The organism is Roseateles sp., assembly GCF_039595295.1.
In the GTDB taxonomy this organism is placed as follows: domain Bacteria; phylum Pseudomonadota; class Gammaproteobacteria; order Burkholderiales; family Burkholderiaceae_C; genus Roseateles.
This window is the reverse complement of record NZ_JBCNLU010000002.1, coordinates 213,451-234,807: the sequence shown is the minus strand read 5'-3', so window position 1 is coordinate 234,807 and position 21,357 is coordinate 213,451. Positions and strand designations below refer to the sequence as shown.

Genomic DNA, 21,357 nt, shown 5'->3' with positions numbered 1-21,357 from the left:
TGCCCGACGACCCAACTCAACTCGCGTCCTTGAGGAAGGGCGCCAGATCCGCCGGCCACGTGTGCGCCCGCGCCTCGATCAGATCCAGCACATGCACGAAGGCGTTGCCCGCCCCGTAATACGGGTCGGGCACCTCGTCCAGGCCCAGGCCGGTCATCCCCGCCAGGAACAGCCCCAGCCGCGCCGGCGAGATCGCCGGCCGCGTCGCCCTTAGCGCCTGCAGGACCTTGCGGTCCATCGCCAGGATCAGGTCGTACTGGTCGAAGTCCTCGGCCACCAGCTTGCGCGAACGCCAGCGCCGGTCCAGCTCGTAGCCGCGCTGCGCCAGCACCGTCGCGGCGCGTTTGTCGACCGGATGCGCGCGCGAGGACGCGAACACGCCGGCCGAGCGCACCTCGCTCAGACCGAGCTCGGCGGCGCGCGCGCGCAGCACGGCCTCGGCCATCGGGGAGCGACACAGGTTGGCCGCGCAGACGAGCAGGAGACGCGTCACCGAAACGTCGCCCGCTCAGCGCGCCAGCTCGGCCCGCATCGCGTCGATGACGCTCTGGTAGTCGGGCTTGCCGAAGATGGCCGAGCCGGCGACGAAGGTGTCCGCGCCCGCATCCGCGATCTCGCGGATGTTGTCGACCTTCACGCCGCCGTCGATCTCCAGGCGGATGTCGCGGCCCGAGGCCAGGATCATGGCCTTGGCCTGCTGCAGCTTCTTCAGCGCGCCGGGAATGAAGCTCTGGCCGCCGAAGCCGGGGTTGACGCTCATGATCAGCACCAGGTCGACCTTGTCGATGACCCACTCCAGCACGTCCAGCGGCGTGGCCGGGTTGAACACCAGACCGGCCTTGGCGCCCTCGCCCTTGATCAGCTGGATCGTGCGGTCGACGTGCTGGCTGGCCTCGGGATGGAAGCTCACCAGGTCCGCGCCGGCGCGGCAGAAGGCCTGGGCCAGCGCGTCCACCGGCTGCACCATCAGGTGCACGTCGATCGGCGCGGGCGTGCCGTCGGGCTTGACGGCGTGCTTCTTCAGCGCCTCGCAGACCATCGGGCCGAAGGTCAGGTTGGGCACGTAATGGTTGTCCATCACGTCGAAGTGGATCCAGTCCGCGCCGGCGGCCAGCACGTTGCGGACCTCCGCGCCCAGGTTGGCGAAGTCGGCGGACAGGATGCTCGGGGCGATGCGGTATTGGGGCGGGTTCATGGCGGGGCGGGCCGGCTCGGCCGCTGGCAGCGGAAAGTCAGCGATTGTAGAAAGCCCGCCGGCCGCCGCGCCAGCCGCTCAGCGATAGCGCTCCGCCAGGCGTGCGATCTCTCCGGAAGCCGAGAGCTGCCGCAGCCGCTCGGTCAGCCGGTCCGCGATGGCGTCCGGCAACCGGCGCGAGACCACCGCGTACTGGACGTCCTCCTCGAAGACCTGCGTGCTGATGCGCACCTGTCCCTCCAGGCCGGCGCTGCGCGCGGCCAGACGCAGGTTCAGATCCTGGCCGTAGACCGCGGCGGTGCGGCCGCGCACCAGCATCATCAGCGCGTCGCGGTCGTTGCGGGCGGTCTCGGTGAAGGCCACGTCGGCGCGCTGCAACGTCGAGGCCAGCTTGGTCCCCTGCGCCAGCAGCAAGGGCTCTTTCCGGGCGAGCTTGCGCAACTCGTCCCAGCCCTTGGGCATGCGGGCGTCGCCCGCGCGCATCGCCACCACGTGATTCACCCGGTACAGCGGCACCGGCAGGAAGCGCATCTGCGCGCGCCGCTGCTCGGAATTGAGCAGGCAGAAGAACACGTCCAGATCCCCGTTGGACAGCATGAGCTCCAGGCGGCGCAGCGGGAAGGCCTGGTTCAGGCCCTCGATGCGCAAATCAGGGTCGATGCGCTGCACGGCGGCGGCGATCTCGGCGCACAGGCCGGGCCGCTGGGGGTCGTCGAAGGCGTACTTGACCGGCACGCCGGCCTGTCCGGCGCTGCGCAGCGTCAGCGGGCCGGTGGAGGTCGAGGCGGAGGAGGTCGACGTCGCCCCGGCGGTCGAGGAGGACGAACCGGAGGAGCCCGCCGTCGAAGGCGGCGCGGCCACGACCGCGCGCCAACCGGCCAGACCGGCGAGCAGTGCCAGCAGCGTGGCGCGGCGCGAGGCCGACGTGGAGGCTGGCTGATGTCCTTCGCTTGTCTCCATCGGGGATGCGGGCCGGATGCGTGCCGACCCGGTCATGTGCGCCATCCAGCATAGCCGACCCGGCGCCTAGAATCCGCCGATGGCACATCCGCATTTCCACTGCAGCGTGGCCGTCGAGCCACTGGCCGAGCAGACCGACCCGGAGCGCGACGAGTACGCGTTCAGCTACACCATCACCATCGAGAACCGCGGCGATGTCACCGCGCAGCTGATCGGCCGCCACTGGCTGATCGTCGACGCCAACGGCAATGAGCAGGAAGTCCACGGCCTGGCCGTGGTCGGCCACCAGCCGCTGCTGCAACCGGGCGAGCGCTTCCAGTACAGCTCCTGGGCGCAGATCCCCACCCGTCACGGCACGATGAGCGGCCGCTTCCTGTGCGTCACCGAGCACGCCGAGGTCTTCGAGGCCGAGGTGGCCGAGTTCCTGCTGGCCGACAGCGGCAGCCTGCATTGATGGCGCGTCGACAAGGCTGGGATCTCACGGCGCTGCTCAACGCGGCGCATCCGCAGGCGCCGCTGGCCGAGCGCAACCTCTGGCTGGTGCGGCTGATCGAGTGGCTGCGTCACGCACCGCTCAAGGACGAACGGGCCAAGGAAGACCGCGTCAAGGACGAACGGCAGCCCTCGTCCGACGGCGCATCCACCGCATCCACCGCGCCCACGACACCCGCGATCGGCACGACGCCCTTGCCGGTGCGCCGGCTCAAGTACCTGCTCAACCTGCTGGAGCGCCACCCCGAGCACGCCAAGTCCTTCGCCGCGGTAATCGCGAGCGTGTGGGCCGAGGTGGACGCGATCGGACTGTTCGCCGAGGTCGGCTTCGCGCCGCGCATGGCGCTGTGGGGCGAGTTCCTTGGCCGGCTGCGACGCCGGCTGCTGCCGCAGACGGCCGACACCCGCGAGTTGGCCGAACTCTTCGAGCTGCTGTTCCCGCATGAGAGCGACGAGCAGTGGATCAACGCGGTCGACGACGACCTGCTGCGGCGGCTGAGCCTGCTCTTCGCCGACGCGCCCGACGGCGACTGGCGCGAGGAGATGCGCGCCGCGATCACGGTGCTGGTCAGCGCGGTGCGCTCGGCCGGCCTGTCGGGCGCGCTGCGCGTGCGCATGGACCCCAAGCGCCTGGCCAGCCGGCCCTTCCGCAACCTGGCCACGGCCTGGGAGCGCGTCGAGCAAGCGCTGATTGAAAACGACCGCGCCGCGCTGCCCGGCGCGCTGCAGTTCCTGCGCGGCCTGCTCGACGAATGCCGCGCCGCGGTGCGCTCGGTGCCGGAGCATCTGGAGGAGCACGGCGTCTCGGTGGACCTGATGTTCGGCGTCGAGCAGATGCAGGCGCGGCTGCGGCGCGTGGAGGATCTGCTGGCGGTGCTGCTGGCCGATCACCCGCAGCGCGAACTGCTGCGGCTGGTCGCCGGTCTGGTGACGGTGGTGCACGAGCGGCGCAGCATCCGCACGCTGTTCGCGAAGCATTACTCGCTGTTGGCCCGCAAGGTCGCCGAGCGCAGCGCCGAAACCGGCGAGCACTACATCACCCGCAACCGCGAGGAGTACGGCGACATGCTGCGCCGCGCCGGCGGCGGCGGACTGGTGATCGCGGGCACGACCTTCCTGAAGTTCGCGATCATGGCGATCGGGTTGTCGGCCTTCTGGGGCGGCTTCTGGGCCGGCGTGAACTACGCGGCCAGCTTCGTGCTGATCCTGCTGCTGCACTGGACCGTCGCGACCAAGCAGCCGGCGATGACCGCGCCGGCGCTGGCCGACAAGCTGCGCCACATCGACAGCGACGCCGGCCTGCAGTCCTTCGTCGACGAGGTGGCGCATCTCTTCCGCTCGCAGACGGCCGGGATCATCGGCAACCTGGCCCTGGCCGCGCCCATGGTGCTGGTGGTGCAACTGGCCGCCTGGCTCGCGTTGGGCCGGCCGCTGGTGGGCGCGGAGGAAGCCAAGCACGTGCTGCACTCGCTGACGGTGCTGGGCCCGTCGCTGCTGTTCGCGGCCTTCACCGGGGTGCTGCTGTTCGCGTCCAGCCTGATCGCGGGCTGGGTCGAGAACTGGTTCGTCTTCCACCGGCTGGACAGCGCCATCGCCTGGAATCCGCGCATCGTCGCGGCGCTGGGCATGAACCGGGCGCGACGCTGGTCGCGCTGGTGGCGGGACAACATCTCCGGCCTGACCGCCAACATCAGCCTGGGCTTGATGCTGGGCCTGGTGCCGGCACTGCTGGGCTTCTTCGGTCTGCCGATCGAGGTCAGGCACGTCACGCTGTCGACGGGTCAGCTCGCGGCGGCGGCCGGGGCGCTGGGCTGGGACGTGCTCAAGCACTGGCCGTTCTGGCTGTGCGTGATCAGCATCCTGGGAACCGGCGTGCTGAACGTGGGGGTGAGCTTCTTCCTGGCCTTCAAGGTGGCGCTGCGCTCGCGCGGCATCCGGCTGGCCGATCAGAAGCGGGTGCGCGCGGCGATCTGGGCACGCATGCGCCGTCAGCCGATGAGCTTCCTGGTGCCGCCCAAGGGATGAGCCGGCGATGAGCTTGCAATAGCCGGGGAGCGGGCGGGGCGGGGGGCGGCGAGAACCCCGCCCGGCGCGTCGGGACTGACGCTGCCATGTCGCTGCCCCTGCCCGGTTTCTCGCCACTGCTGTTCGCGCCGTCCACGGCGCCAGAGCCGCCAGCGATCGAGCCTGGTCCACCATCGCCGCGTCCGGCCGAAGAGGACAGGACCAGCTTCGCTCGCTACCGCGACAGCGACGCCGGCCTGGCGCTGCAGCGGCGTTGGTCGGCGCTCGCGGCGCGTCTGCTCGCCGTCAATCGGCGCCTGGACGCGATCACGCCGCAAACCCTGGACCGCGAATTGGCCGGGATGCACCACCGGCTGTTCGTTGCCGACTGGCACGGCGACAACCTTGCCTTCGGCGACGGCATCTGGCTCCTGATCGACCAGGGCATGCCCGCGTTGGAGCGCGTCGCCGCCCTGTTGGAGGATGAGGAAGAGTCCTCCGGCGGGCGCAGCGTGGAGTTCGCCCGTCTGATCGATCGTCTCGATGCCTGCGCCGATGGCTTGATGAGCGAGATCCAGACGTCGCTCAACACCCTGGGGCGTTCGAGCCGCGGCTTGGCGGCCCAGGCCGGCCAGATGCTGGAACGTCTGCTGGACGCCGCCCTGTGCGAGCACGTGCGCAGGATCGGCGTCGGCAAGCAGCCGCAAGGCCTCGTGTCGCCGCTCGACATCCATCGCATCAATGCCTATCGACGGGCGATCCTGCCCCTCTTCGGTCTTCCCGCTCCGAAGGACCGGCTCGCCGCGCCGCTCGCCAGGGAATACGTGAGGAGTTGCCTGGACGCCTTGCGCGCGTCGCTGCGGCCGGCCCTGTTGGTCACGAGTCTGGCGGACGAGGCTCTCGCCGCCTGGACAAACGAGATGGCGATTCGCCTGAGCGTCGATGCCGCGAGGCTCATCGACGGCGTGCCCTGGGACGACCGCAGCGCAAGCGCCTCGCGGGCGGCGAGCGACGCGGTCGTGGCGCGCTACGGCCCGCTGCCCGAGCACGCGCTGATGGAGGTCGGCGGGGACGGCCGCATGCGTGTGCCCGCCGACGCGTCGCTGCTGGCGCGCCACCTCTACATCGAGTTGCAGGACAAGGCGCTGCTCGTCCCTGGTGCGAACGACCATCCCGAGCGACTGGTGGAGGGATATCCCGTGGCAAGGAACGGCGGCCCCCGTCTCGAGCCGCTTGTGGCGATCGAAACCCTGGGCAAAGGGCTCGCGGCCTGGAAGCTGATGCGCGGCCACCCGGAGCGGCTCGTCCTCGCCGATCTCGAGCTGCTGACCGGTGCCGGTCGAGAGGACCCGGCGCTGAGGGCTTGCCTGCTGCGCATCGCACTGGCCAACACGCCCCCGGACGAGGGCGTCGTCCCGGCGTCCTGGATGATCGACGTACAGAGCCGCGCGGTCTGCTGCGACTGCTTGTCGGACGAAAGACTCCAGGCCGCCTTGGCCCGGCACGGTCGCGGCTTCCGGGATCCACTCCGGCATGCCTGGCAGGTGGAGCTGGTCCGCAGGCAGCGGCATGCGTTGCTGAGCGCCGAGCATTTCGATGCCTGGAATCGTCCGGCCCGCGGTCCCGCGAGAGCGCGTGCGCTGGCGCCCGCCTTGCTTCGGGAGGCGTTCGCCCAGCCGGACGCCCACACCCGCGACGCCGTCCTGATGCGTTTCCTCGACCTGGGCCTGACGAACGACCACGCGTCGTGCCTGACGATGCGCGCGCAGTTGCGGGCCATCGCCTGCCCGGCCGTGCACGGCGGGCTGTGGCAGGCGATGCGCCGCCAGGACGCGGCTGCACTCGCCACCTACGTCATGCTGATCGGCGAATCCGCAGCCATGGGCTGGCTCGACACCGATGCGCAGCACGAGCTGCTCCTCCCCGCGTCAACGACCGATCCGCAACGCTTCTGGCGCCAGATGACGAGCGAGCGCTCGTCACCGCGCTTGATCCAAGGCCATCTTCGGGCGCTGGGCGAGCTCGTCACCGGTGGCCGGCTGTCGGTGGCTGGTCTGCTGAAGCTGTTCGCGCCGCCGAGGCGGGACCAGCCGTCCGCGTTTCAGCTCGCGCTCAGAGGCGGCATGGACCAATGGGAAACCCTGCTGGACGGCGTGCTGAGCTGGCGGCGATCCGGCGTCGTCGATGAAGCGACCCTGCATCGGCTGCTGAGCGGCGACGCGTTCGGCGGCATCGCTCAGGAAGCGCTGTTCAGCCGGCTGACGACGGCGTTGGAGATCTATCTGGCGGCGCTCGCCGAAGCGCTGCGGGAAGGACTCTTGACGCCCGCGCGTCTCCCGGCATTGTGGGCGGGCCCGGCCGCGCCCTGGCAGATGCTGCTCCACGACGGCGCTACGCCCTTCGAGGGGAAGTCGCTCCAGGCCTGGCGCAGTTGGCTGCACGGAGTCGGGCGCCTGCTGGAAGTGCTGCCGATGGACGAACGCCACCACATGGTGGCGGTGCTGCGCGCGCTGGCGCCCCGAACACCGGCCTCCTGCGCGCCGAGCACGCAAGAACGATTCTGGCGGCGGGCGACGCCCTTTCTGAAAGCCAACATCCGGACCTTCGCGACCTTTGCGGAGCGAGCTTGGATCGATGATGAGACCGCGCTCGAGCTCGTGCGTGCACAGGCCGCGTCGGCCAACGGTGGGCCGGGGCCTTCGCTCTATCAATGGCTGGGGGATGACGCGATTCGCGTCGAGCAGCTGCTGCGTGCGAATCCGCCGGACGACGCCGCGCTGGAACAGCATCTGGCCGTTGATCGACGGGCGCGGATGTCGCTGCTGGCGCGCCTGGAAGCGACGAGCGAGAAGACCGCCCTCGTCGGCAACAGCGGCAACAGCAACAGCAGCAGCGACAGCAACACGATGCCGGATCGCCCGATCGCGCCGGGTCCGAGCGGGCCCGCGGCTCGCTGAGCGCCACCGTTCAGGCGGCGTCGCGGTCGTCCGGCCGCTCGCCGCCTTTGCGGCCGGAAAACATCGTCCACCAGACGATGAAGATCAGCAGCGCAAGGGCGCCGAGCGCCTCCAGCAAAATCACGCCCATGATGTGTCGTGGTGCTCTTCGTTGCAGGACTCGCCGCTGGAGCGCGGCGCTGGCGATTCTAGGCGTGCTTGCCGGCTGCGGCGGCCCGCCGACAGTGCGGGAACCGGGGGCTTCCCCCAGGTCTCAGCCGTCGGGCACGGGCCTCGGCTCGGTCCCGGGGGCGACGTCGGGAGCGGCGGGCCAGGGTACGCCCGCGAGCCGTCCGCCCGTCGCCGCCGCGCCGCGGTCGACGGTGGATCCGCAAAAGCTGCTCAACGGCGAGGACGTCAGCACTGGCCGGCGCGTGTTGCAGCGCGAGCGCTCGCGGTGGATCGCCGCCGATTGGAACGAGCTGCCCGGTTGGGGCCAGGACCGCGCGCTGGAATGGTGGCCCGCGCTGCTGCGCAGCTGCGAGCGCCCGATGCCCGGCTGGGCGACGGTGTGCGCGCAGGCGCGGGCGCTGCGTCCGGGCGACGACTGGGAGGCGATGGTCTGGCTGATGAGGACCTTGCAGCCCTATCGGATCGAGACGCCCGAGGGCCAGCGAGAAGGCGTCATGACCGGCTACTACGAGCCGCAGCTGGAGGCGCGCCGCCAGTCGCAGGGCGAGTTCCGCGTGCCGCTGCTGGCGCCGCCGCTGGACCTGGCGCAGCGCAAGCCCTACGACACCCGTCAGCAGATCGAGGCCAACACCGCGCTGGGCCGGCTGAGCCTGGCCTGGGTGCAGGACCCGGTGGATGCGCTGGTGATGCAGATCCAGGGCAGCGGTCGGCTGCGGATCACCGAGCGCGACGGCAGCAGCCGCTGGGTGCGGCTGTCCTTCGCGGGGCACAACGAGCAGCCCTACCGATCGATGGGCCAGTGGCTGATCGCGCAGGGCGAGCTCAAGGCGACAGAAGTCTCCTGGCCGGGCATCAAGGACTGGGCGCGACGCAATCCGCAGCGGCTCAAGGAGGCGCTGTGGGCGAATCCGCGCTACGTCTTCTTTCGCGAGGAGCCGCTGCCCGATCTGGCGGTGGGGCCTCGCGGCGGCCAAGGCGTGCCGCTGACGCCGGGACGCTCGATCGCAGTGGACAAGGCCAGCATCCCTTACGGGACGCCGGTCTGGTTGGACTCGACGGAGCCCTTGTCGACCACGCCGCTGCGCCGGCTGGTGATGGCGCAGGACACCGGCAGCGCCATCGTCGGCGCGGTGCGGGCCGACTACTTCTGGGGTTGGGGCGACCAGGCGGAGACCCAGGCGGGCCGCATGAAGCAGCCGCTGCGGCTGTGGGCGCTGTGGCCGCGGGACGGCGCCGGCACGGCGGCGGCCGGATCCGGCGCGGCGGGCGCCCGCTGAGCGGCGCCTCGACCGGACCTCGCGGCCGGAGTCACTCGGTGACCTGGACGCCCTTCCAGAAGGCCACGCGATCCTTGATCTCGGCGGCGGCCTCGTAGGGCGCGGGGTAATACCAGACGGCGTCGGGGTTCATGTCGCCGTTGACCAGCAGGCTAAAGTAGCTGGCCTGCCCCTTCCAAGGGCAGCTTGTACGGTGGTTGCTGAAGGTCGTGTACTCGCGCTTGAGCGCGGCCATCGGGAAATAGTGATTCCCCTCCACGACCACGGTGTCGTCGCTCTCGGCGATGACCACGCCGTTCCAGATCGCTTTCATTCCAACTCCTCGTGCTCAAACGCTATTACGCCCATCGGGGCAAGGACATCTTCATCACCGCCGGCTCCGCGCGCGACCTCGCGCCGGGCAGCTTCGGCATCTGCGCGATCGGCGGCGGGGCGGAAGGATGGTCGGTGGTCCACGTCGGACCGGACGGCCATCCGGCGGACCTCGGCGGGGAGTACTACTTTGCCACCGCCGAGGAAGCCCTCGCCTTCCTGCGCGAACTGATCGATCTGTTGATCGATGGCGGGGAGCCGGAGGGGTTGGACGGGGCGTGAGGCGATCAGGCCAAGCCCGGCATCCTCGACTCATAATCAACTCACCCCATGAGTTGATTGACGAGACTGCGATGGCTTACGAGCTCCCTCTCATCTGGCAGGACACTGCCTGGCCTCAGCTGCGTTTCGACATCGATCTCGTCTCTGATGCCCTCTCGAAGGCGAGACGGGCTCAGGGCATGGTGGAAGGCAAATGGGCGTCCGTCGCCACCCGGCATCGCGCGGTGCTGGAGGCCGCCGCTTGGAGCGAGGATGCGCTCGCGACCGCGGCGATCGAGGGCGAACGCTATGACCGCTTTTCGGCTCGGAAAGGACCCGATGGTCGCCGCAGCCCTGGCGCACCTCTGGTTCGAGAGCATCCATCCGTTCGAGGACGGCAACGGCCGGGTGGGCCGGGCGCTGATCGATCTGGTGCTCGCGCGGGAGATGGGCGCGTCGAGTCGCCTGATTCGCACCTCCCAGCGCTTGCTCAAGGTCCGGGCCGAGTACTACGACCAGCTTCGCGGGGCGCGTTCCGTGGATGTCACGCGGTGGGTGCTGTGGTTTCTCGAGCAGGTACGCACCTGCTGCGAGGAGGCGAGCCTTCTCATTGACCACACGATCGAGAAATTCCATTTCTGGGTCGATCATGCGGCGCTCGAACTGACCGGGCGTCAGCGCAAGGTGCTCAACGTCCTGCTTGACGCGGGCCCCGACGGCTTCCAAGGTGGCATGAGCACACGCAAGTACGAGAGCATCGGCGCCACCTCGAAGGCGACGGCTTCGCGCGAGCTGCTGCAGTTGGAGCAGCTCGGCCTGCTGCGTCGCGTCGGCGCTGGGCGATCGACTCGCTACTACGTGGCGATCCCCGGTTGGGGGCCAAGCGGCGCCGAGACGACGGAAGCCGCCCTCCATTGAGCTGGCCGGGCCTGCGTGACCGTCGTCACAACGGCCTCAACCCCTCCCCCACCACCCCCACCAGCAGCGCGCGCCCGTCCTCGTCGACGCGGAACTCCCCGTACTTCGCGGCCTGCCAGCGCGCGGCCTCGCCCTCCTTGAAGAACCAGGCGTCGGAGACGAAGGTCCAGCCGCCGTCCTTGGGCGTGAGCGTCAGCACCAGCGTCCCCGGCGGTGCCGCCTCGCCCGGCGCGAGCAGCTTGGGCTCTTGCGCCACGCCCTGCGCGTCGAGGGTCACCGCCACCCGCGGCCGCGCGCCCCACAGCATGGGCGGCTCTGCGTCGCCGCGGCCGCGCCAGCCCACGCCGGGCAGGTCGTAGCTCAGCCGCATGAAGTCCCCTTGCATCAGCGAGCGCGGATCCACCGGCGCCAGCTTCACATACACCGGCCGCCCCTTCGCGATCAGCCGCTGCTTGCGCGCGATCGAGTAGTCCACCGTCAGCAGCGCGGCCACTCCCGCAAGCCCCAGCAAGCCGATGGCCAGCAGCCGCTCGCGCCGCGCTGACTCGTCCACCGGAGCAGCGGACGCGTCAGGCGCATCGGGCGATGCGAACGTCGCCGCGGGCCGCCACGCGATCCAACGCGTCCAGACCGCGAGCAGCACGCCCGCGACGACCAGCACCAGCGCCTTGTCAGCCAAGCGCCAATGCAGCTCGTAGTAGAACGAGCCCAGCACCCACAGCGCGGCCGCGGCGGCCAGTGCCGCGAGCCGATGGCGCCTCGATTCGAGCATCAACGCGAGTACCAACAGGCAGCCGCCCAGCGAAGGCATCAGCGCCGCCAGCCCCGTCAGCAGCAGCAACAGCGGCAACAGCCGCCAGGAACGGGCCCAGGCCCACCGCATGGCCAGGCGCGCACCGGCCGCCAAGGCCAGCAGGGCCGACGCGCCCATCGCCGTATACAGCGGCATCCATGACGAGAGCGCACGGTCGCCGCCGACGGCGGCATCGACCAGCGGCATCGTCCCCAGCGCGGCCCAGGACCTGCCCGACAGCAGCACCAGCACCCCCAACAGCGCGACCCACCAGCCGGCCAGCACGGGTTCCAGCGCCGCCGCCACCGCCGCCCCGCGAGCCGTGCCGCCGATCCGGTGCTGCCACGCCAGCAGAGAAATGCCCGCGCCCAGCACCAGCCAGACCGCTCCCCAACCCGGCTCGTCCATGCGGCGCCAGAAACTGCCCGGATCGCTCATCAGCAAGTCGCTGAACAGCGCGCCCGTCAACAGCGCCGCCGCGAGGCCCAGCAGCACGCGCAGCCAGCTCGCCTGAAGCAGCACGATCAGCCCGGCCGCGATGAGCAGCCCGATCAGCTCCACCGCGACGGCGGGCAGATCGCGCACCAGCGCATAGCCCAGGCTCGCCAACCCGGTCAGCAGCAACGGCACCGCGACCTGCTCCAGGAACAGCGGCATCCCGCGTGAGCGCAGCAGCACCACCGCGACCGCGCTCAAGCCGACGCCTTCGATGTAGGGCATCGGACCGCGCTCGAAGGCCTGGCCGAACATCACGAAGAACAGGATCAGGAAGGGCGGCACCGCCAGCCAGGCGCCCAGCGCTGTCAGCACCACCACCGGCCAGGGCCGCGGGGGCGCGTCGTCGTCGGGCGGGGCAAGCCCCTCCGCGCGGGCTCGGGCGATCCACTCGGGCGCCTGCGTTGCGGTCGCGTTCATGGACGTCGCGCCCATGGCGGCCGCTGTCGTATCGCTCGTGCTCATGCGCGCGCTCCCACGGCGCGCAGGCGCCGCATGATCAGGCTCACGCTCACCGCGAGCACGCCGCACGCGACCAGCCCCATCAGGAACAGGCCGCCGATGTCGAAGCGCATGCTCTCCAGGACGACGCGGCCGATGCCGCAGACGATCAGCGTGTCGAAGCCCAGCGCCAGCGCGCTGAGCGCATAGACCTCGGCCCGGATCCACGCCAGCGCCAGACCCACGGCGATGGCCGCGAGTCCCAGCCCGTACTGCGCGGCCACGTGGCGCGAGAACAGTCCGCCCAGCGCGATCGCCGACACGGCGATCACCGTCGCCAGCACCGCGACGCGCCAGGACCATGAGCGCGAGGTCGCACCGGGCCGCAGCGCCATGCCCAGGCACAGCAGGCCATAGGCGACGATGCCGATCGCATGCACCGGCAGCGTCAGCGCGTCCACGCGCCAGCCGTGATCGGAGAAGGTCTGGATCCACAGCCCGATGGCGGTGGCCACGACGAGGGCCCACGGCGTCCACATCAGGTCCGAGCGCGCCGCCCATGCGATGGGCAGGCCCAGCAGCGCCCACACCGCGAAGAGCTGCCAGGGATCGGCGCCCGTTTGGTAGGTCTGGCCGTAGAAGGCCAGCAACCCGCCCAACGTGAGGAAGGCCAGCAGGCCCAGCGGCGCGCGCCACGCGGCGCGGAAAGCGGCGCCGGCCAGGCTCGCAATGAACAGGACTTCGATCAGCGCGAAGCGCATCAGGCGGCCGAGCTCGCCCCAGTTCGCCGCGATCCACAGGATCAGCCCGAAGCCGACCAGGCCGGCCGCGAGCGCGCCGGTGCCGCGGCGCAGCCAGAGCCAGGGATTCGTGGGGGGATCGTCGATGCCGCTGAACGCGCGCAGACGGCGTGCGCTGCTCGCATCCAGGCCCTGCCGGGCCGTCCATTGGTACAACTGCTCGTGCAGACTCACAGGTTCCTCCCTCAGGATGCGACCGCTGGTCGCGACGGCCTTGAGGGCGTCGATGATACGAAGGAGTTCAACATGGGTCAGATGATCGAATTCGCCCGCCCCGACGGCGGCACCACCAGCGGCTATCTCGCCGGAGGCGGCCAGGGCGCGCCCGGCATGATCCTGATCCAGGAGTGGTGGGGCCTGAAGCCCCACATCAAGGAGATCGCCGAGCAGCTCGCCACCGCCGGCATCACGACGCTGGCGCCCGATCTCTATCGCGGCCGCATCGCCGCCGACGCCGACGAGGCCAGCCACATGATGAACGGGCTGGACTTCGCCGACGCCACCACGCAGGACCTGCAAGGCGCGCTCAACCATCTGCGCGACGAGCTGGGCTGCGGCAAGGTCGGCGTGATGGGCTTCTGCATGGGCGGCGCGCTGACCATCACGTCCGGCGTCTTCATCAAGGACCTGCAGGCGGCGGTCTGCTACTACGGCATCCCGCCGGTCGAGTTCGCCGATCCGGCCAAGATCGAGGCGCCCTTCCTCGGCCACTTCGCCACGCGCGACGACTGGTGCACGCCGGAGAAGGTCGACGCGCTCGAAGCGCGCCTCAAGGCCGGCGGCCATCAGCCCGAGATCCACCGCTATGTCGCCGACCACGCCTTTTCCAACAAGACCCGTCCCGAGGTTTACGACGCGGCCGCCGCCCAGCTCGCGTGGACCCGCACGCTGGACTTCCTGAAGAAGCATCTGGGCTGAGCCCGCCGGATCACCCGCACCCCCGAGCCACCCGCGCCGACCATGCACCGACACCACGTCCCCACCGTCCTCGCGCTGAGCGCCGTGCTGCTGACCCTGGGCGCCTGCGCGCAGGTCACGTCGACCTCGGCGTCGACGACAGGGACTGCAACGACCCCGTCGACGGCGACGGCCCGCGCGGCGGCCGAGACGGCGCCCGCGCCGCTCGATCCGCGCGTGGCGCCCATGCTGGCGGACATCTCCGCCGCGCGTATCGAGCAGACCATCCGCACGCTCGCCGCCTTTGGCACGCGCCACACGGCCTCGGACACGAAGAGCGACACCCGCGGCATCGGCGCGGCGCGGCGCTGGATCGAGCAGCAGCTCAAGGACTGCAGCGCGCGCACGGGCGGACGGCTGCAGGTCACGATGGACGCGTTCATCGAGCCCCCCGGCCCGCGCCTGACGCAGCCCACCGAGCTGGTGAACGTGGTGGCCACGCTGCCCGGCGCGTCGGCGGGCACGCCGCGCGAGCGGGTGCTGGTGGTCAGCGGGCATTACGACTCGCGCAACAGCGACGTGATGGACGCGAGCGGCGAGGCGCCCGGCGCGAATGACGACGCGTCCGGCACCGCCGCCGTGATGGCCATGGCCTGCGCGATGGCGACACAACGCTTCGACGCCACGCTGGTGTTCATGGCCGTTCCGGGCGAGGAGCAGGGGCTGCTCGGCGCGCGTCATTGGGCGCGCCGCGCGCGGGCACAGGGGCTGAACGTCGAGGGCATGATCACCAACGACATCGTGGGCAGCTCACGCGGCGACAAGGGCGAGCACGACCCCAAGCGCCTGAGGCTGTTCGCCGACGGATTCGATCCGCTGCTGCGGCTGCTGGTCAACGCGAACAGCAACAGCCCGGCATCGGAGGACGAGGCCAAGACCAATGCGGCGATCCGCGCGCAGCTGCAGCCGCTGGCCGTGGCGGGCGGCGGGGAAGACCTGCCGACGCAGCAGTTCGGGCGTCATTTGAAGGCCGAGGGCGAGCGCTATCTGCCCGGCTTCCATGTGGATCTGATCCAGCGTCGCGACCGCTACCTGCGAGGAGGCGATCACCTGCCCTTCCTGGAGCGCGGCTATGCGGCGGTGCGCTTTTCCGAGCCTTTCGAGGACTTCCGTCACCAGCATCAGAACCTGCGCACCGAGAACGGTGTGGTCTACGGGGATCTGCCGGAGTTCGTCGACTTCGGCTACGTGGCGGATGTGGCGCGGATCAATCTGGTGGGGCTGGCGACGCTGGCCTGGGCGCCGTCGCCGGTCAAGGGCGCGCGCATTGACGCGCGCGAGCTGACCAATGACACGACGCTGCTGTGGGCGGCGAGTGCCGATCCTGAGCTGGCGGGTTATCGCGTCGTGTGGCGGCGCAGCGAGTCGCAGGGCTGGGAGGGGGCGAAGGACGTCGGTCTGGTGACCACGGTGACGCTACCGCTGTCCAAGGACAACCTGATCTTCGGGGTGCAGGCGGTGTCGAAGTCCGGGCACGCGAGTCTGGCGAGTTATCCGCTGCCGTTGTCGCGTTGAGGGACCTCGAAGACCCTCTCCCCTGCCCTCTCCCGCAAGCGGGAGAGGGAGCAAGAGGGCTCGCTGACTTCAACGGCCCTCACCCCAACCCCTCTCCCACTTCGTGGGCGAGGGGCACGTCAGGCTCGACATGTCTCGATGGGGCCAGGTCATGCCTGGCATGTCTGCCACGCAAATGCCTGAGCGCTGGCGGCCCCCCTCGTCACACAAACGCCTGAGCGCTGGCGGCCCCCTCTCCCGCTTGCGGGAGAGGGTGGGGGAGAGGGTCTTCGAGCTCCCCCGCCCCGCTCACTTCAACACGCCCTTCCCCAACCACTGCCCCCAGATCCTCATCGTCACGCGCTGATCCGACAGCCCCGGGTACTCGACCATCGCCTTGCGCAGCGCGGTCTCATCCGTGCCGCGCATGAAGACGACCTCCCCGATCGGCCCGTCCTCCAGCGAGTACCACGCCCCGATCACCCCATCGTCCAGCGCGCGCTGCAGGAACACCGGCACGCCGGCCTTGTCCTTCTCGTCCGCGCGCGAGAACAGCACGATGCGGTGCTCCTCGATGCCCGCGTCGGGATCGATGCCGATGTGGTTGAGCCCCTGATGCGCCACCGCCGGCTGCGCGTCGACGGTCATGTAGCCCTCGCGGACATAGGCGTCGGGCTCGAAGTAGTTCATCAGCACCTGCCGGCTCGGCGCCTTCACGACGACGATGCCGCGCTTGGCCCGCGACGGATCCCGCAGCGGCCCGGCCGCCAGCAGCTTGCCCTCGGCGAACAGGCGCTTGAAGTTGTCCAGGTGGCCGCGCTGCATGGCCTGCACCGCGGCCTTGTCATCGGGCGTCGGGCGCCCCGTCTCCAGGAAAATGAAGAAGGTCGTGTCGGCGGCGAAGCTCCGCGGGCTCGAAGGCCCCGAACCCGGTTTGGCATCGGACTTCGCGGCCTGCGCGCGAGCCGTCGACACCGGCAAGGCGGACAGCGCAGGGAGCGCGGACAGGCTCGCCGCCACGGCGATCAGGGAACGACGTTGCATGGGAGTCTCCTTGGGGCGGAACAGACCGTCGGCGGATCATCCGCGACGGATCCCGAGGCGGATGACTCTACTCCGGCCCCGGCTCCTGCTTGATGTCGCACGCCGTCGCCCCTTGCACCGACCCGCCGGCGAAGTGGCGCAGGTAGTCATCCCCGTAATCGACGCGGACCTCTCGACGAGGATGCAACGGACCATAGAGCGCGTCGAATGCGACGAGCGCGACCGCCGTCTCGCGGACGGCGCGGCCCCGACCGTCGGTCATCCGGACATCGAAGGCGACGAAGCTCGCGTTCAGCCGCTCTTTGTCATATCGCGCGGGTTCGCCCGGCAGCAGGCTGGTGTTGGCGAAGACCGCGGCGTTGGCCGCCCCGAGCCCCGCCAGGCCAATCAACCGTCCTCCGGGTCGGCGAACATCGAGCAGATAGGCGTTGCCGCCGGGATACCGCTGCAGATGCGCAGCCTCCTCGTCCTCGGACTCCAACAGCATGCCCATGTACAGCCCCAGGATCCGGCCGCGCGTCGCCGTGTGGCGCTGACCGGGCTCGTCCGCCCCGTCGACGAACAGGCCCTGCTGCCCCGCCAGCGGCTGCTCATGCGCCGGCAGCTCTTCAGGACGCAAGCGCCTCACATGACAGCGGGGCGTGCGCGGCCGCCCGGCAATCAGGCGCGCCAACTCGTCGTGGACGTCCTGGGCCAGCGCCTCTCGCAACTGCCTGCGCTCAGGCGCGGAAAGCGCGCGTGTCCGCAAGGTCTCGTCGCGCTCGGCCAGGGTCCAGAAATGGGCGTCCATCGCCGGCATCCATCGCACCGGCCCGACACTGGTCCATGGCGACACCCGTCCGGCCGCATCCGCATAGCGGCGGTGGACCCGGTGGGGATTCTCAGGATCGCGCCACGGAAAGGCGTCGTCCATCGCGGGGTCGGGGGCCATCGGATGGTGCAGCACGCAAGCAGGACGATCGGCCAGGGTCGATTGCCACTGCGGTCCGTCGCCGGTGAGGTCGCAGTACTGCCCAAGCTCCTCGAAGAAGGCGGAGCGGGCCTGGTCCAGCGCGACTTCGACCCAGCACGCCGCCGCCGCGGCCTGGCGCAGCCGGCCCGGCTCCGGTTTGCGCTCCTGCGCCGGTGCTTCACGGAGGTCGTGGACGATCACGGCATCCAGCGTCCGGACGGGAGACTCGACCACGCTTTCACTGGCGCGCGCCAATCGTTCTTCGAGCAGATTCGGAATCGCTGGAATGGGCGTCTCCCGGGTCCGACACGAGAAGACGCGAGCAAAGCGCCGCAGAACCGGCGCGCGATCCGATCGGGAGCGATCGCCCGCACGCGGCGGGCCTGCGATGACGGACACGGCACCCAGCATCGGCGGCGGCCGCTGAGGCCATGGATTGCGGGAGAGGTCGACCAGGAGCAGCTGCGGCGCGGAAAGCATCGGCAACGCGGTCAGGCGATTACCGGAGAGATCGAGGGTTCGCAGCTGCAGGCAGCTCTCCAACGGGGGCGTTCCTCTGAGCCGCAGACCTGCCAATGACAGATGGGGGTGACCACGCACGATGGCCGCGCACACCCGGTGCATGGCCGCTTCGCGATCCTCGTCCGCACCCGCTGGCGCGGTCCGCCAGTTCCACACCCGCATGAGGGCGGGCTCCACGTCCGGCGCGATCGGACGAAATGGGCGCCCTGGCGGCACGCCCGTCGAGGGCTCCTGTCTCAGCGGGCAATGCGGGGTGGCAAAGCGATCCCAAATTCGCAAGAGCGCGTTGCACTCGTCGGCCGAGAAGCGCCACCCCGTCCTGACGCCGGTCCGGTGGATGTAGCTCAGTAGCGATTCGTTAGGCCCCGGAGGAACGTCGACCACGATCCTCGTCAACGCCCCCGGGGGTGCCGGATGGGCGCGGCGCCACGCCGGTCTCGCTTCGCTGACCGCCTCGCCCGTGAGCGGCGGATCGCCTCGCGCCGCGGGCGCCCCGTCCGCCCATGTTTGCAACAAGACCGTCGTTTGTTCGATGGGGGCGGTTAGCTGGTGCATGTGAGGCCGCGATCAAGGACGGCCTCAGTTCCGACGCATCCGGCGGGGTTCAGCGACTCCGGGCTGCGGCGTCCTGCAAGGCCCCCAGCATCAAGCGCGCGCTCGCGACATTGGTCGCGCAGGCGACGTTGTGCACGTCGCAGGCGCGCACCAGCGCGTTGATGTCGGGTTCATGCGGCTGCGGCGTCATCGGGTCGCGCAGGAAGACCACCGCGTCCACGCCGCCCACGGCCAGCCGCGCGCCGATCTGAAGGTCGCCGCCGTGCGGGCCGGAGAGCATGCGCTCGACCGTCAGGCCGACCTCCGCGTTCAGCCGCGTCCCGGTGGTGCCGGTCGCGACCAGCTCGCAACCCGACAGGAAGCGCGCGAACTCGCTGGCGAGCACCACCATCTCGTCCTTCTTCCCGTCATGGGCGATCAGGGCGATGCGCAGCGGGCCGGGGCGGACCGGCGTGGCGGGGCTGGCCGGCACGTCGCCGGGGAGAGCGGAAGCGGTCGTTGCAGTCATGGGCGCGATGGTAGGGGGCGACGGCCGCGATCCGGTTACGGCTGCGATTCTTTCTGCGCCTTCGGCTGCGCGGCGGCCTTGGGCTTGGCGGTCTTCGGAACGGCGGCGGCTTCGGTCGGCACGAGCGGCAGATTGCCGACGCCTCGATTCATCGCGTTGAGCAGGTCGCCGTTGTCTTGGCTGAGCTCCCAGGCGAAGACGCCGGCCAGGCCTTGCTCGCGCGCGAAGCGGCCCTTGGCCAGCACCGCGCGTGGGTCGTCATAGCCCAGCCAGAGCTTGAGCCGGGGGTGGTAGAGCGACCAGGACTGCGTCACCGCGTCGAAGCGCGCCTCATAGCCTTGCCTGCCCTTGCCCTGCGCGTCAAGCAGCCGCCCGGCGAACTCCCGATAGCCCTGGGAGCCGTCGCTGCCTGGATAGCTGCCGCTCTTGGCGGTGCCGGCCTTGGTCTCGCTCACGCCGGTGAAGCCGCGGCCATAGCCCGCCACGCCCGCGACCAGCTTGCCGGCCGGCACGCCGGCCCTCGTCAGGTTGCGCACCGACCGCTCCAGGCTGTCGTCGGCCTCCGGCGTCGAGGAGCGCAGCGCCGTGTGATGCCCCGCGACCGGCGACCAGTTGCCGTAGAAGTCGTAGCTCATCATGAACACCAGATCCAGCGGCCCCGCGGCCTGCTTGAAGTTGATGCGGTCGATGATGGGCGACATCGGATTCACCGCCGTCGTCAGCAGATAGGGGCGACCGGTCTCGGCGGTGAGCGCGTCCAGCGCGCGGCGCATGTCGGCCATCAGGTCCGCGTAACCCTGCCCGTCCTGCGGGCTGCCGAGCTTCACGCCGTTGGCCGCGCCGTTGTCGCCGGGATGCTCCCAGTCGATGTCGATGCCGTCGAAGGCCGGATGCTCGCGCAGGAAGCGCTGCGCCGAGGCCGCGAAGACGGCGCGCCGCGACGCGTCGTTGGCCATGTGGAAGATCGGATCCGACCCGCCCCAGCCGCCGACCGACGCGACGATCTTCAAATGCGGCGCGCGCTGCTTGTAGCGCTGGAAGGCGGCGTCGAAGCGCTGGTCGATCGGGCCGGTGCCGATCTCGAAATCCTTCTTGCCGACGCACTTGGCGGCGTCCTTCGCCAGTTGGCCCGGGCCGCACAGGCGTAGGAAGGCGTAGAGCACATGGGTCAGGTTCTGCGGCGGGACGCGCTCGATCAGCTCCACCGGCTCCCAGTTCGGGACGTAGATGCCGACCACCTTGCCGCCGGTGCGCTCGAACTCGACCGGCTTGGCGCCGAAGAGGGCATAGCCGGGCGCTTCAGCCGGCGCGGCATCGGCGGCCAAGGCGGCGCCGACGACCAGGACGGACAGCGCGGCGGTGATTCGGGACAGGACTCGAACGGACATGCGGGGCCTCCAAAGGACGCCGCAGCTTAACGGAAGCCTGGCAAAGTCAACACCAGTCAAATACCAATTCGACTGATTCGGAGAACACGACGCTACCTTTATGGAGCCACTTCGACCCGAAGCTGCAACTCGCGCAGCTTCTGCACCTCGGCGTCGCGGGTGCTGTATGTCCCGCGCGGCGAGGGGGTCGCCGCGCCGCCGGTGCGGGCGATGGTGACCCACACGCCCAGCGGCGCCTGGACGGTGCTGAGCACGTCGGTGGAGGGCCGCTGCTGAGGGTCGCCGGACGAGCTTCCATACCCTGCCGAGCCCATGCCCGCCGTGCCGTACTGGCTGCCGTACTGGCCTTGCGGCTGCTGGGCCTGATCGGTGGCGCGGACCTCGACGTTGACCGGGCTGCGACCGCCCGGCCAGTTGGGCTTGACGCTGAAACCGCGCACCCGCTCGGCCACGCCTTGCCGCGGGACGACGACCACCCGGTCCTGCGCGCCCTGCTGGCGATCGACGGCGACGTCGACCCACTGGACCGGCGTTGCCTCCGTCATCGTGAACGAGGCCTGCGCGCCGTTGAGCACCAGCATGCGCGGGAACAGCTGCTGGCGCTGCTCGCGGTTCTCGGTCGACAGCGAGACGCCGCCGCGCGCCGACACGCTGCCGCCGGTGCTCACCGCCGTGCCGCCGTCGCGCAGGCCGGAGACGGCGGCAGGGCTGAGCTCGGACTCGACCCAGCGCAGCTCGACCTGCAAGTTCTGGCGCGGACCGGCGGCCAGCGCCCGCGACGGCGCGAGTGACGACGCCAAGGCCATGGCAGCGACCAGCGCGCAGGTCGACGAGAGGAGGCGGCGATGCGGATTCATGCGG

Annotated in this window: 19 protein-coding genes; 8 read left to right on the top strand and 11 right to left on the bottom strand. The window is 70.4% G+C overall.

The window, feature by feature from the left end; genetic code table 11:
• Positions 1–16: 16 nt before the first annotated feature.
• The 3 genes from ABDW59_RS03040 to ABDW59_RS03030 all read right to left on the bottom strand — a co-directional run bounded on the left by ABDW59_RS03040 (position 17) and on the right by ABDW59_RS03030 (position 2,155).
• Positions 17–493 (bottom strand): low molecular weight protein-tyrosine-phosphatase, encoded by a 477-nt coding sequence (locus tag ABDW59_RS03040; RefSeq protein WP_343627949.1) that lies wholly within the window; start codon positions 491–493, stop codon positions 17–19.
• A gap of 15 nt (positions 494–508) precedes the next feature.
• Complete coding sequence (gene rpe, locus ABDW59_RS03035) at positions 509–1,195, bottom strand: ribulose-phosphate 3-epimerase (RefSeq protein ID WP_343627948.1); 687 nt, start codon at positions 1,193–1,195, stop codon at positions 509–511.
• Between the two features lie 78 nt (positions 1,196–1,273).
• Entirely contained in the window at positions 1,274–2,155 is an 882-nt protein-coding gene (locus tag ABDW59_RS03030) for a transporter substrate-binding domain-containing protein (protein WP_343627947.1), read from the bottom strand.
• 79 nt (positions 2,156–2,234) lie between these two features.
• Between ABDW59_RS03030 and apaG the strand changes: the two genes are divergently transcribed.
• The 4 genes from apaG (at position 2,235) to ABDW59_RS03010 (ending at position 9,056) form a co-directional block, all read left to right on the top strand.
• Positions 2,235–2,609, top strand: a complete 375-nt coding sequence (apaG, locus tag ABDW59_RS03025; RefSeq protein ID WP_343627946.1) for a Co2+/Mg2+ efflux protein ApaG — start codon at positions 2,235–2,237, stop codon at positions 2,607–2,609.
• Entirely contained in the window at positions 2,609–4,672 is a 2,064-nt protein-coding gene (locus ABDW59_RS03020; RefSeq protein WP_343627945.1) for a site-specific recombinase, read from the top strand. The genes apaG and ABDW59_RS03020 overlap by 1 nt, the downstream gene beginning before the upstream one ends.
• A gap of 86 nt (positions 4,673–4,758) precedes the next feature.
• Positions 4,759–7,608, top strand: a complete 2,850-nt coding sequence (locus ABDW59_RS03015) for a hypothetical protein (protein ID WP_343627944.1) — start codon at positions 4,759–4,761, stop codon at positions 7,606–7,608.
• 362 nt (positions 7,609–7,970) lie between these two features.
• Positions 7,971–9,056 (top strand): MltA domain-containing protein, encoded by a 1,086-nt coding sequence (locus ABDW59_RS03010; RefSeq protein WP_343627943.1) that lies wholly within the window; start codon positions 7,971–7,973, stop codon positions 9,054–9,056.
• Positions 9,057–9,087: 31 nt separating this feature from the next.
• On the opposite strand, the gene ABDW59_RS03005 is transcribed toward ABDW59_RS03010, so the two are convergent.
• On the bottom strand, positions 9,088–9,369 hold the full coding sequence (locus ABDW59_RS03005) for a DUF427 domain-containing protein (protein WP_343627942.1): 282 nt from the start codon (positions 9,367–9,369) through the stop codon (positions 9,088–9,090).
• An 11-nt stretch (positions 9,370–9,380) separates the two neighbouring features.
• Between ABDW59_RS03005 and ABDW59_RS03000 the strand changes: the two genes are divergently transcribed.
• Both ABDW59_RS03000 and ABDW59_RS02995 read left to right on the top strand, forming a co-directional pair.
• On the top strand, positions 9,381–9,650 hold the full coding sequence (locus ABDW59_RS03000) for a hypothetical protein (RefSeq protein ID WP_343627941.1): 270 nt from the start codon (positions 9,381–9,383) through the stop codon (positions 9,648–9,650).
• Between the two features lie 147 nt (positions 9,651–9,797).
• Positions 9,798–10,547 carry a Fic family protein gene (locus ABDW59_RS02995; protein WP_343627940.1) on the top strand — a complete coding sequence of 250 codons (750 nt, stop codon included), beginning with the start codon at positions 9,798–9,800 and terminating at the stop codon, positions 10,545–10,547.
• 25 nt (positions 10,548–10,572) lie between these two features.
• On the opposite strand, the gene ABDW59_RS02990 is transcribed toward ABDW59_RS02995, so the two are convergent.
• Both ABDW59_RS02990 and ABDW59_RS02985 read right to left on the bottom strand, forming a co-directional pair.
• Entirely contained in the window at positions 10,573–12,300 is a 1,728-nt protein-coding gene (locus tag ABDW59_RS02990; RefSeq protein ID WP_343627939.1) for a GDYXXLXY domain-containing protein, read from the bottom strand.
• The gene (locus ABDW59_RS02985; protein ID WP_343627938.1) at positions 12,297–13,250 is read right to left on the bottom strand and encodes a DUF2157 domain-containing protein; all 954 of its coding nucleotides are present in this window, start codon (positions 13,248–13,250) and stop codon (positions 12,297–12,299) included. Before ABDW59_RS02985 ends, ABDW59_RS02990 begins: the two co-directional genes overlap by 4 nt.
• A 72-nt stretch (positions 13,251–13,322) precedes the next feature.
• Here ABDW59_RS02985 and ABDW59_RS02980 point away from each other — a divergent pair, with 72 nt between their 5' ends.
• Both ABDW59_RS02980 and ABDW59_RS02975 read left to right on the top strand, forming a co-directional pair.
• Complete coding sequence (locus ABDW59_RS02980; RefSeq protein WP_343627937.1) at positions 13,323–13,994, top strand: dienelactone hydrolase family protein; 672 nt, start codon at positions 13,323–13,325, stop codon at positions 13,992–13,994.
• A gap of 42 nt (positions 13,995–14,036) precedes the next feature.
• Positions 14,037–15,548, top strand: a complete 1,512-nt coding sequence (locus tag ABDW59_RS02975) for a M28 family peptidase (protein WP_343627936.1) — start codon at positions 14,037–14,039, stop codon at positions 15,546–15,548.
• A gap of 288 nt (positions 15,549–15,836) precedes the next feature.
• On the opposite strand, the gene ABDW59_RS02970 is transcribed toward ABDW59_RS02975, so the two are convergent.
• The 5 genes from ABDW59_RS02970 to ABDW59_RS02950 all read right to left on the bottom strand — a co-directional run bounded on the left by ABDW59_RS02970 (position 15,837) and on the right by ABDW59_RS02950 (position 21,353).
• Entirely contained in the window at positions 15,837–16,571 is a 735-nt protein-coding gene (locus ABDW59_RS02970) for a hypothetical protein (protein WP_343627935.1), read from the bottom strand.
• Between the two features lie 67 nt (positions 16,572–16,638).
• Positions 16,639–18,207 carry a leucine-rich repeat domain-containing protein gene (locus tag ABDW59_RS02965; protein ID WP_343627934.1) on the bottom strand — a complete coding sequence of 523 codons (1,569 nt, stop codon included), beginning with the start codon at positions 18,205–18,207 and terminating at the stop codon, positions 16,639–16,641.
• Between the two features lie 442 nt (positions 18,208–18,649).
• On the bottom strand, positions 18,650–18,991 hold the full coding sequence (locus ABDW59_RS02960) for a methylglyoxal synthase (RefSeq protein WP_343628006.1): 342 nt from the start codon (positions 18,989–18,991) through the stop codon (positions 18,650–18,652).
• 152 nt (positions 18,992–19,143) lie between these two features.
• Positions 19,144–20,496 carry a glycoside hydrolase family 18 protein gene (locus ABDW59_RS02955; RefSeq protein WP_343627933.1) on the bottom strand — a complete coding sequence of 451 codons (1,353 nt, stop codon included), beginning with the start codon at positions 20,494–20,496 and terminating at the stop codon, positions 19,144–19,146.
• Positions 20,497–20,594: 98 nt separating this feature from the next.
• Positions 20,595–21,353, bottom strand: a complete 759-nt coding sequence (locus tag ABDW59_RS02950) for a hypothetical protein (protein ID WP_343627932.1) — start codon at positions 21,351–21,353, stop codon at positions 20,595–20,597.
• Positions 21,354–21,357: the final 4 nt, after the last annotated feature.

Excerpts from the sequence above, each read along its gene's own strand:
- ABDW59_RS02965 (WP_343627934.1), bottom strand. The coding sequence starts at position 18,207 with ATGCGGGTGTGGAACTGGCGGACCGCGCCAGCGGGTGCGGACGAGGAT.
- ABDW59_RS03030 (WP_343627947.1), bottom strand. The coding sequence starts at position 2,155 with ATGGAGACAAGCGAAGGACATCAGCCAGCCTCCACGTCGGCCTCGCGC.
- apaG (WP_343627946.1), top strand. The coding sequence starts at position 2,235 with ATGGCACATCCGCATTTCCACTGCAGCGTGGCCGTCGAGCCACTGGCC.
- rpe (WP_343627948.1), bottom strand. The coding sequence starts at position 1,195 with ATGAACCCGCCCCAATACCGCATCGCCCCGAGCATCCTGTCCGCCGAC.
- ABDW59_RS02975 (WP_343627936.1), top strand. The coding sequence starts at position 14,037 with ATGCACCGACACCACGTCCCCACCGTCCTCGCGCTGAGCGCCGTGCTG.
- ABDW59_RS02970 (WP_343627935.1), bottom strand. The coding sequence starts at position 16,571 with ATGCAACGTCGTTCCCTGATCGCCGTGGCGGCGAGCCTGTCCGCGCTC.
- ABDW59_RS03020 (WP_343627945.1), top strand. The coding sequence starts at position 2,609 with ATGGCGCGTCGACAAGGCTGGGATCTCACGGCGCTGCTCAACGCGGCG.
- ABDW59_RS02995 (WP_343627940.1), top strand. The coding sequence starts at position 9,798 with ATGCCCTCTCGAAGGCGAGACGGGCTCAGGGCATGGTGGAAGGCAAAT.
- ABDW59_RS03015 (WP_343627944.1), top strand. The coding sequence starts at position 4,759 with ATGTCGCTGCCCCTGCCCGGTTTCTCGCCACTGCTGTTCGCGCCGTCC.
- ABDW59_RS03005 (WP_343627942.1), bottom strand. The coding sequence starts at position 9,369 with ATGAAAGCGATCTGGAACGGCGTGGTCATCGCCGAGAGCGACGACACC.
- ABDW59_RS02990 (WP_343627939.1), bottom strand. The coding sequence starts at position 12,300 with ATGAGCACGAGCGATACGACAGCGGCCGCCATGGGCGCGACGTCCATG.
- ABDW59_RS02950 (WP_343627932.1), bottom strand. The coding sequence starts at position 21,353 with ATGAATCCGCATCGCCGCCTCCTCTCGTCGACCTGCGCGCTGGTCGCT.
- ABDW59_RS02980 (WP_343627937.1), top strand. The coding sequence starts at position 13,323 with ATGGGTCAGATGATCGAATTCGCCCGCCCCGACGGCGGCACCACCAGC.
- ABDW59_RS02955 (WP_343627933.1), bottom strand. The coding sequence starts at position 20,496 with ATGTCCGTTCGAGTCCTGTCCCGAATCACCGCCGCGCTGTCCGTCCTG.
- ABDW59_RS02960 (WP_343628006.1), bottom strand. The coding sequence starts at position 18,991 with ATGGTGGTGCTCGCCAGCGAGTTCGCGCGCTTCCTGTCGGGTTGCGAG.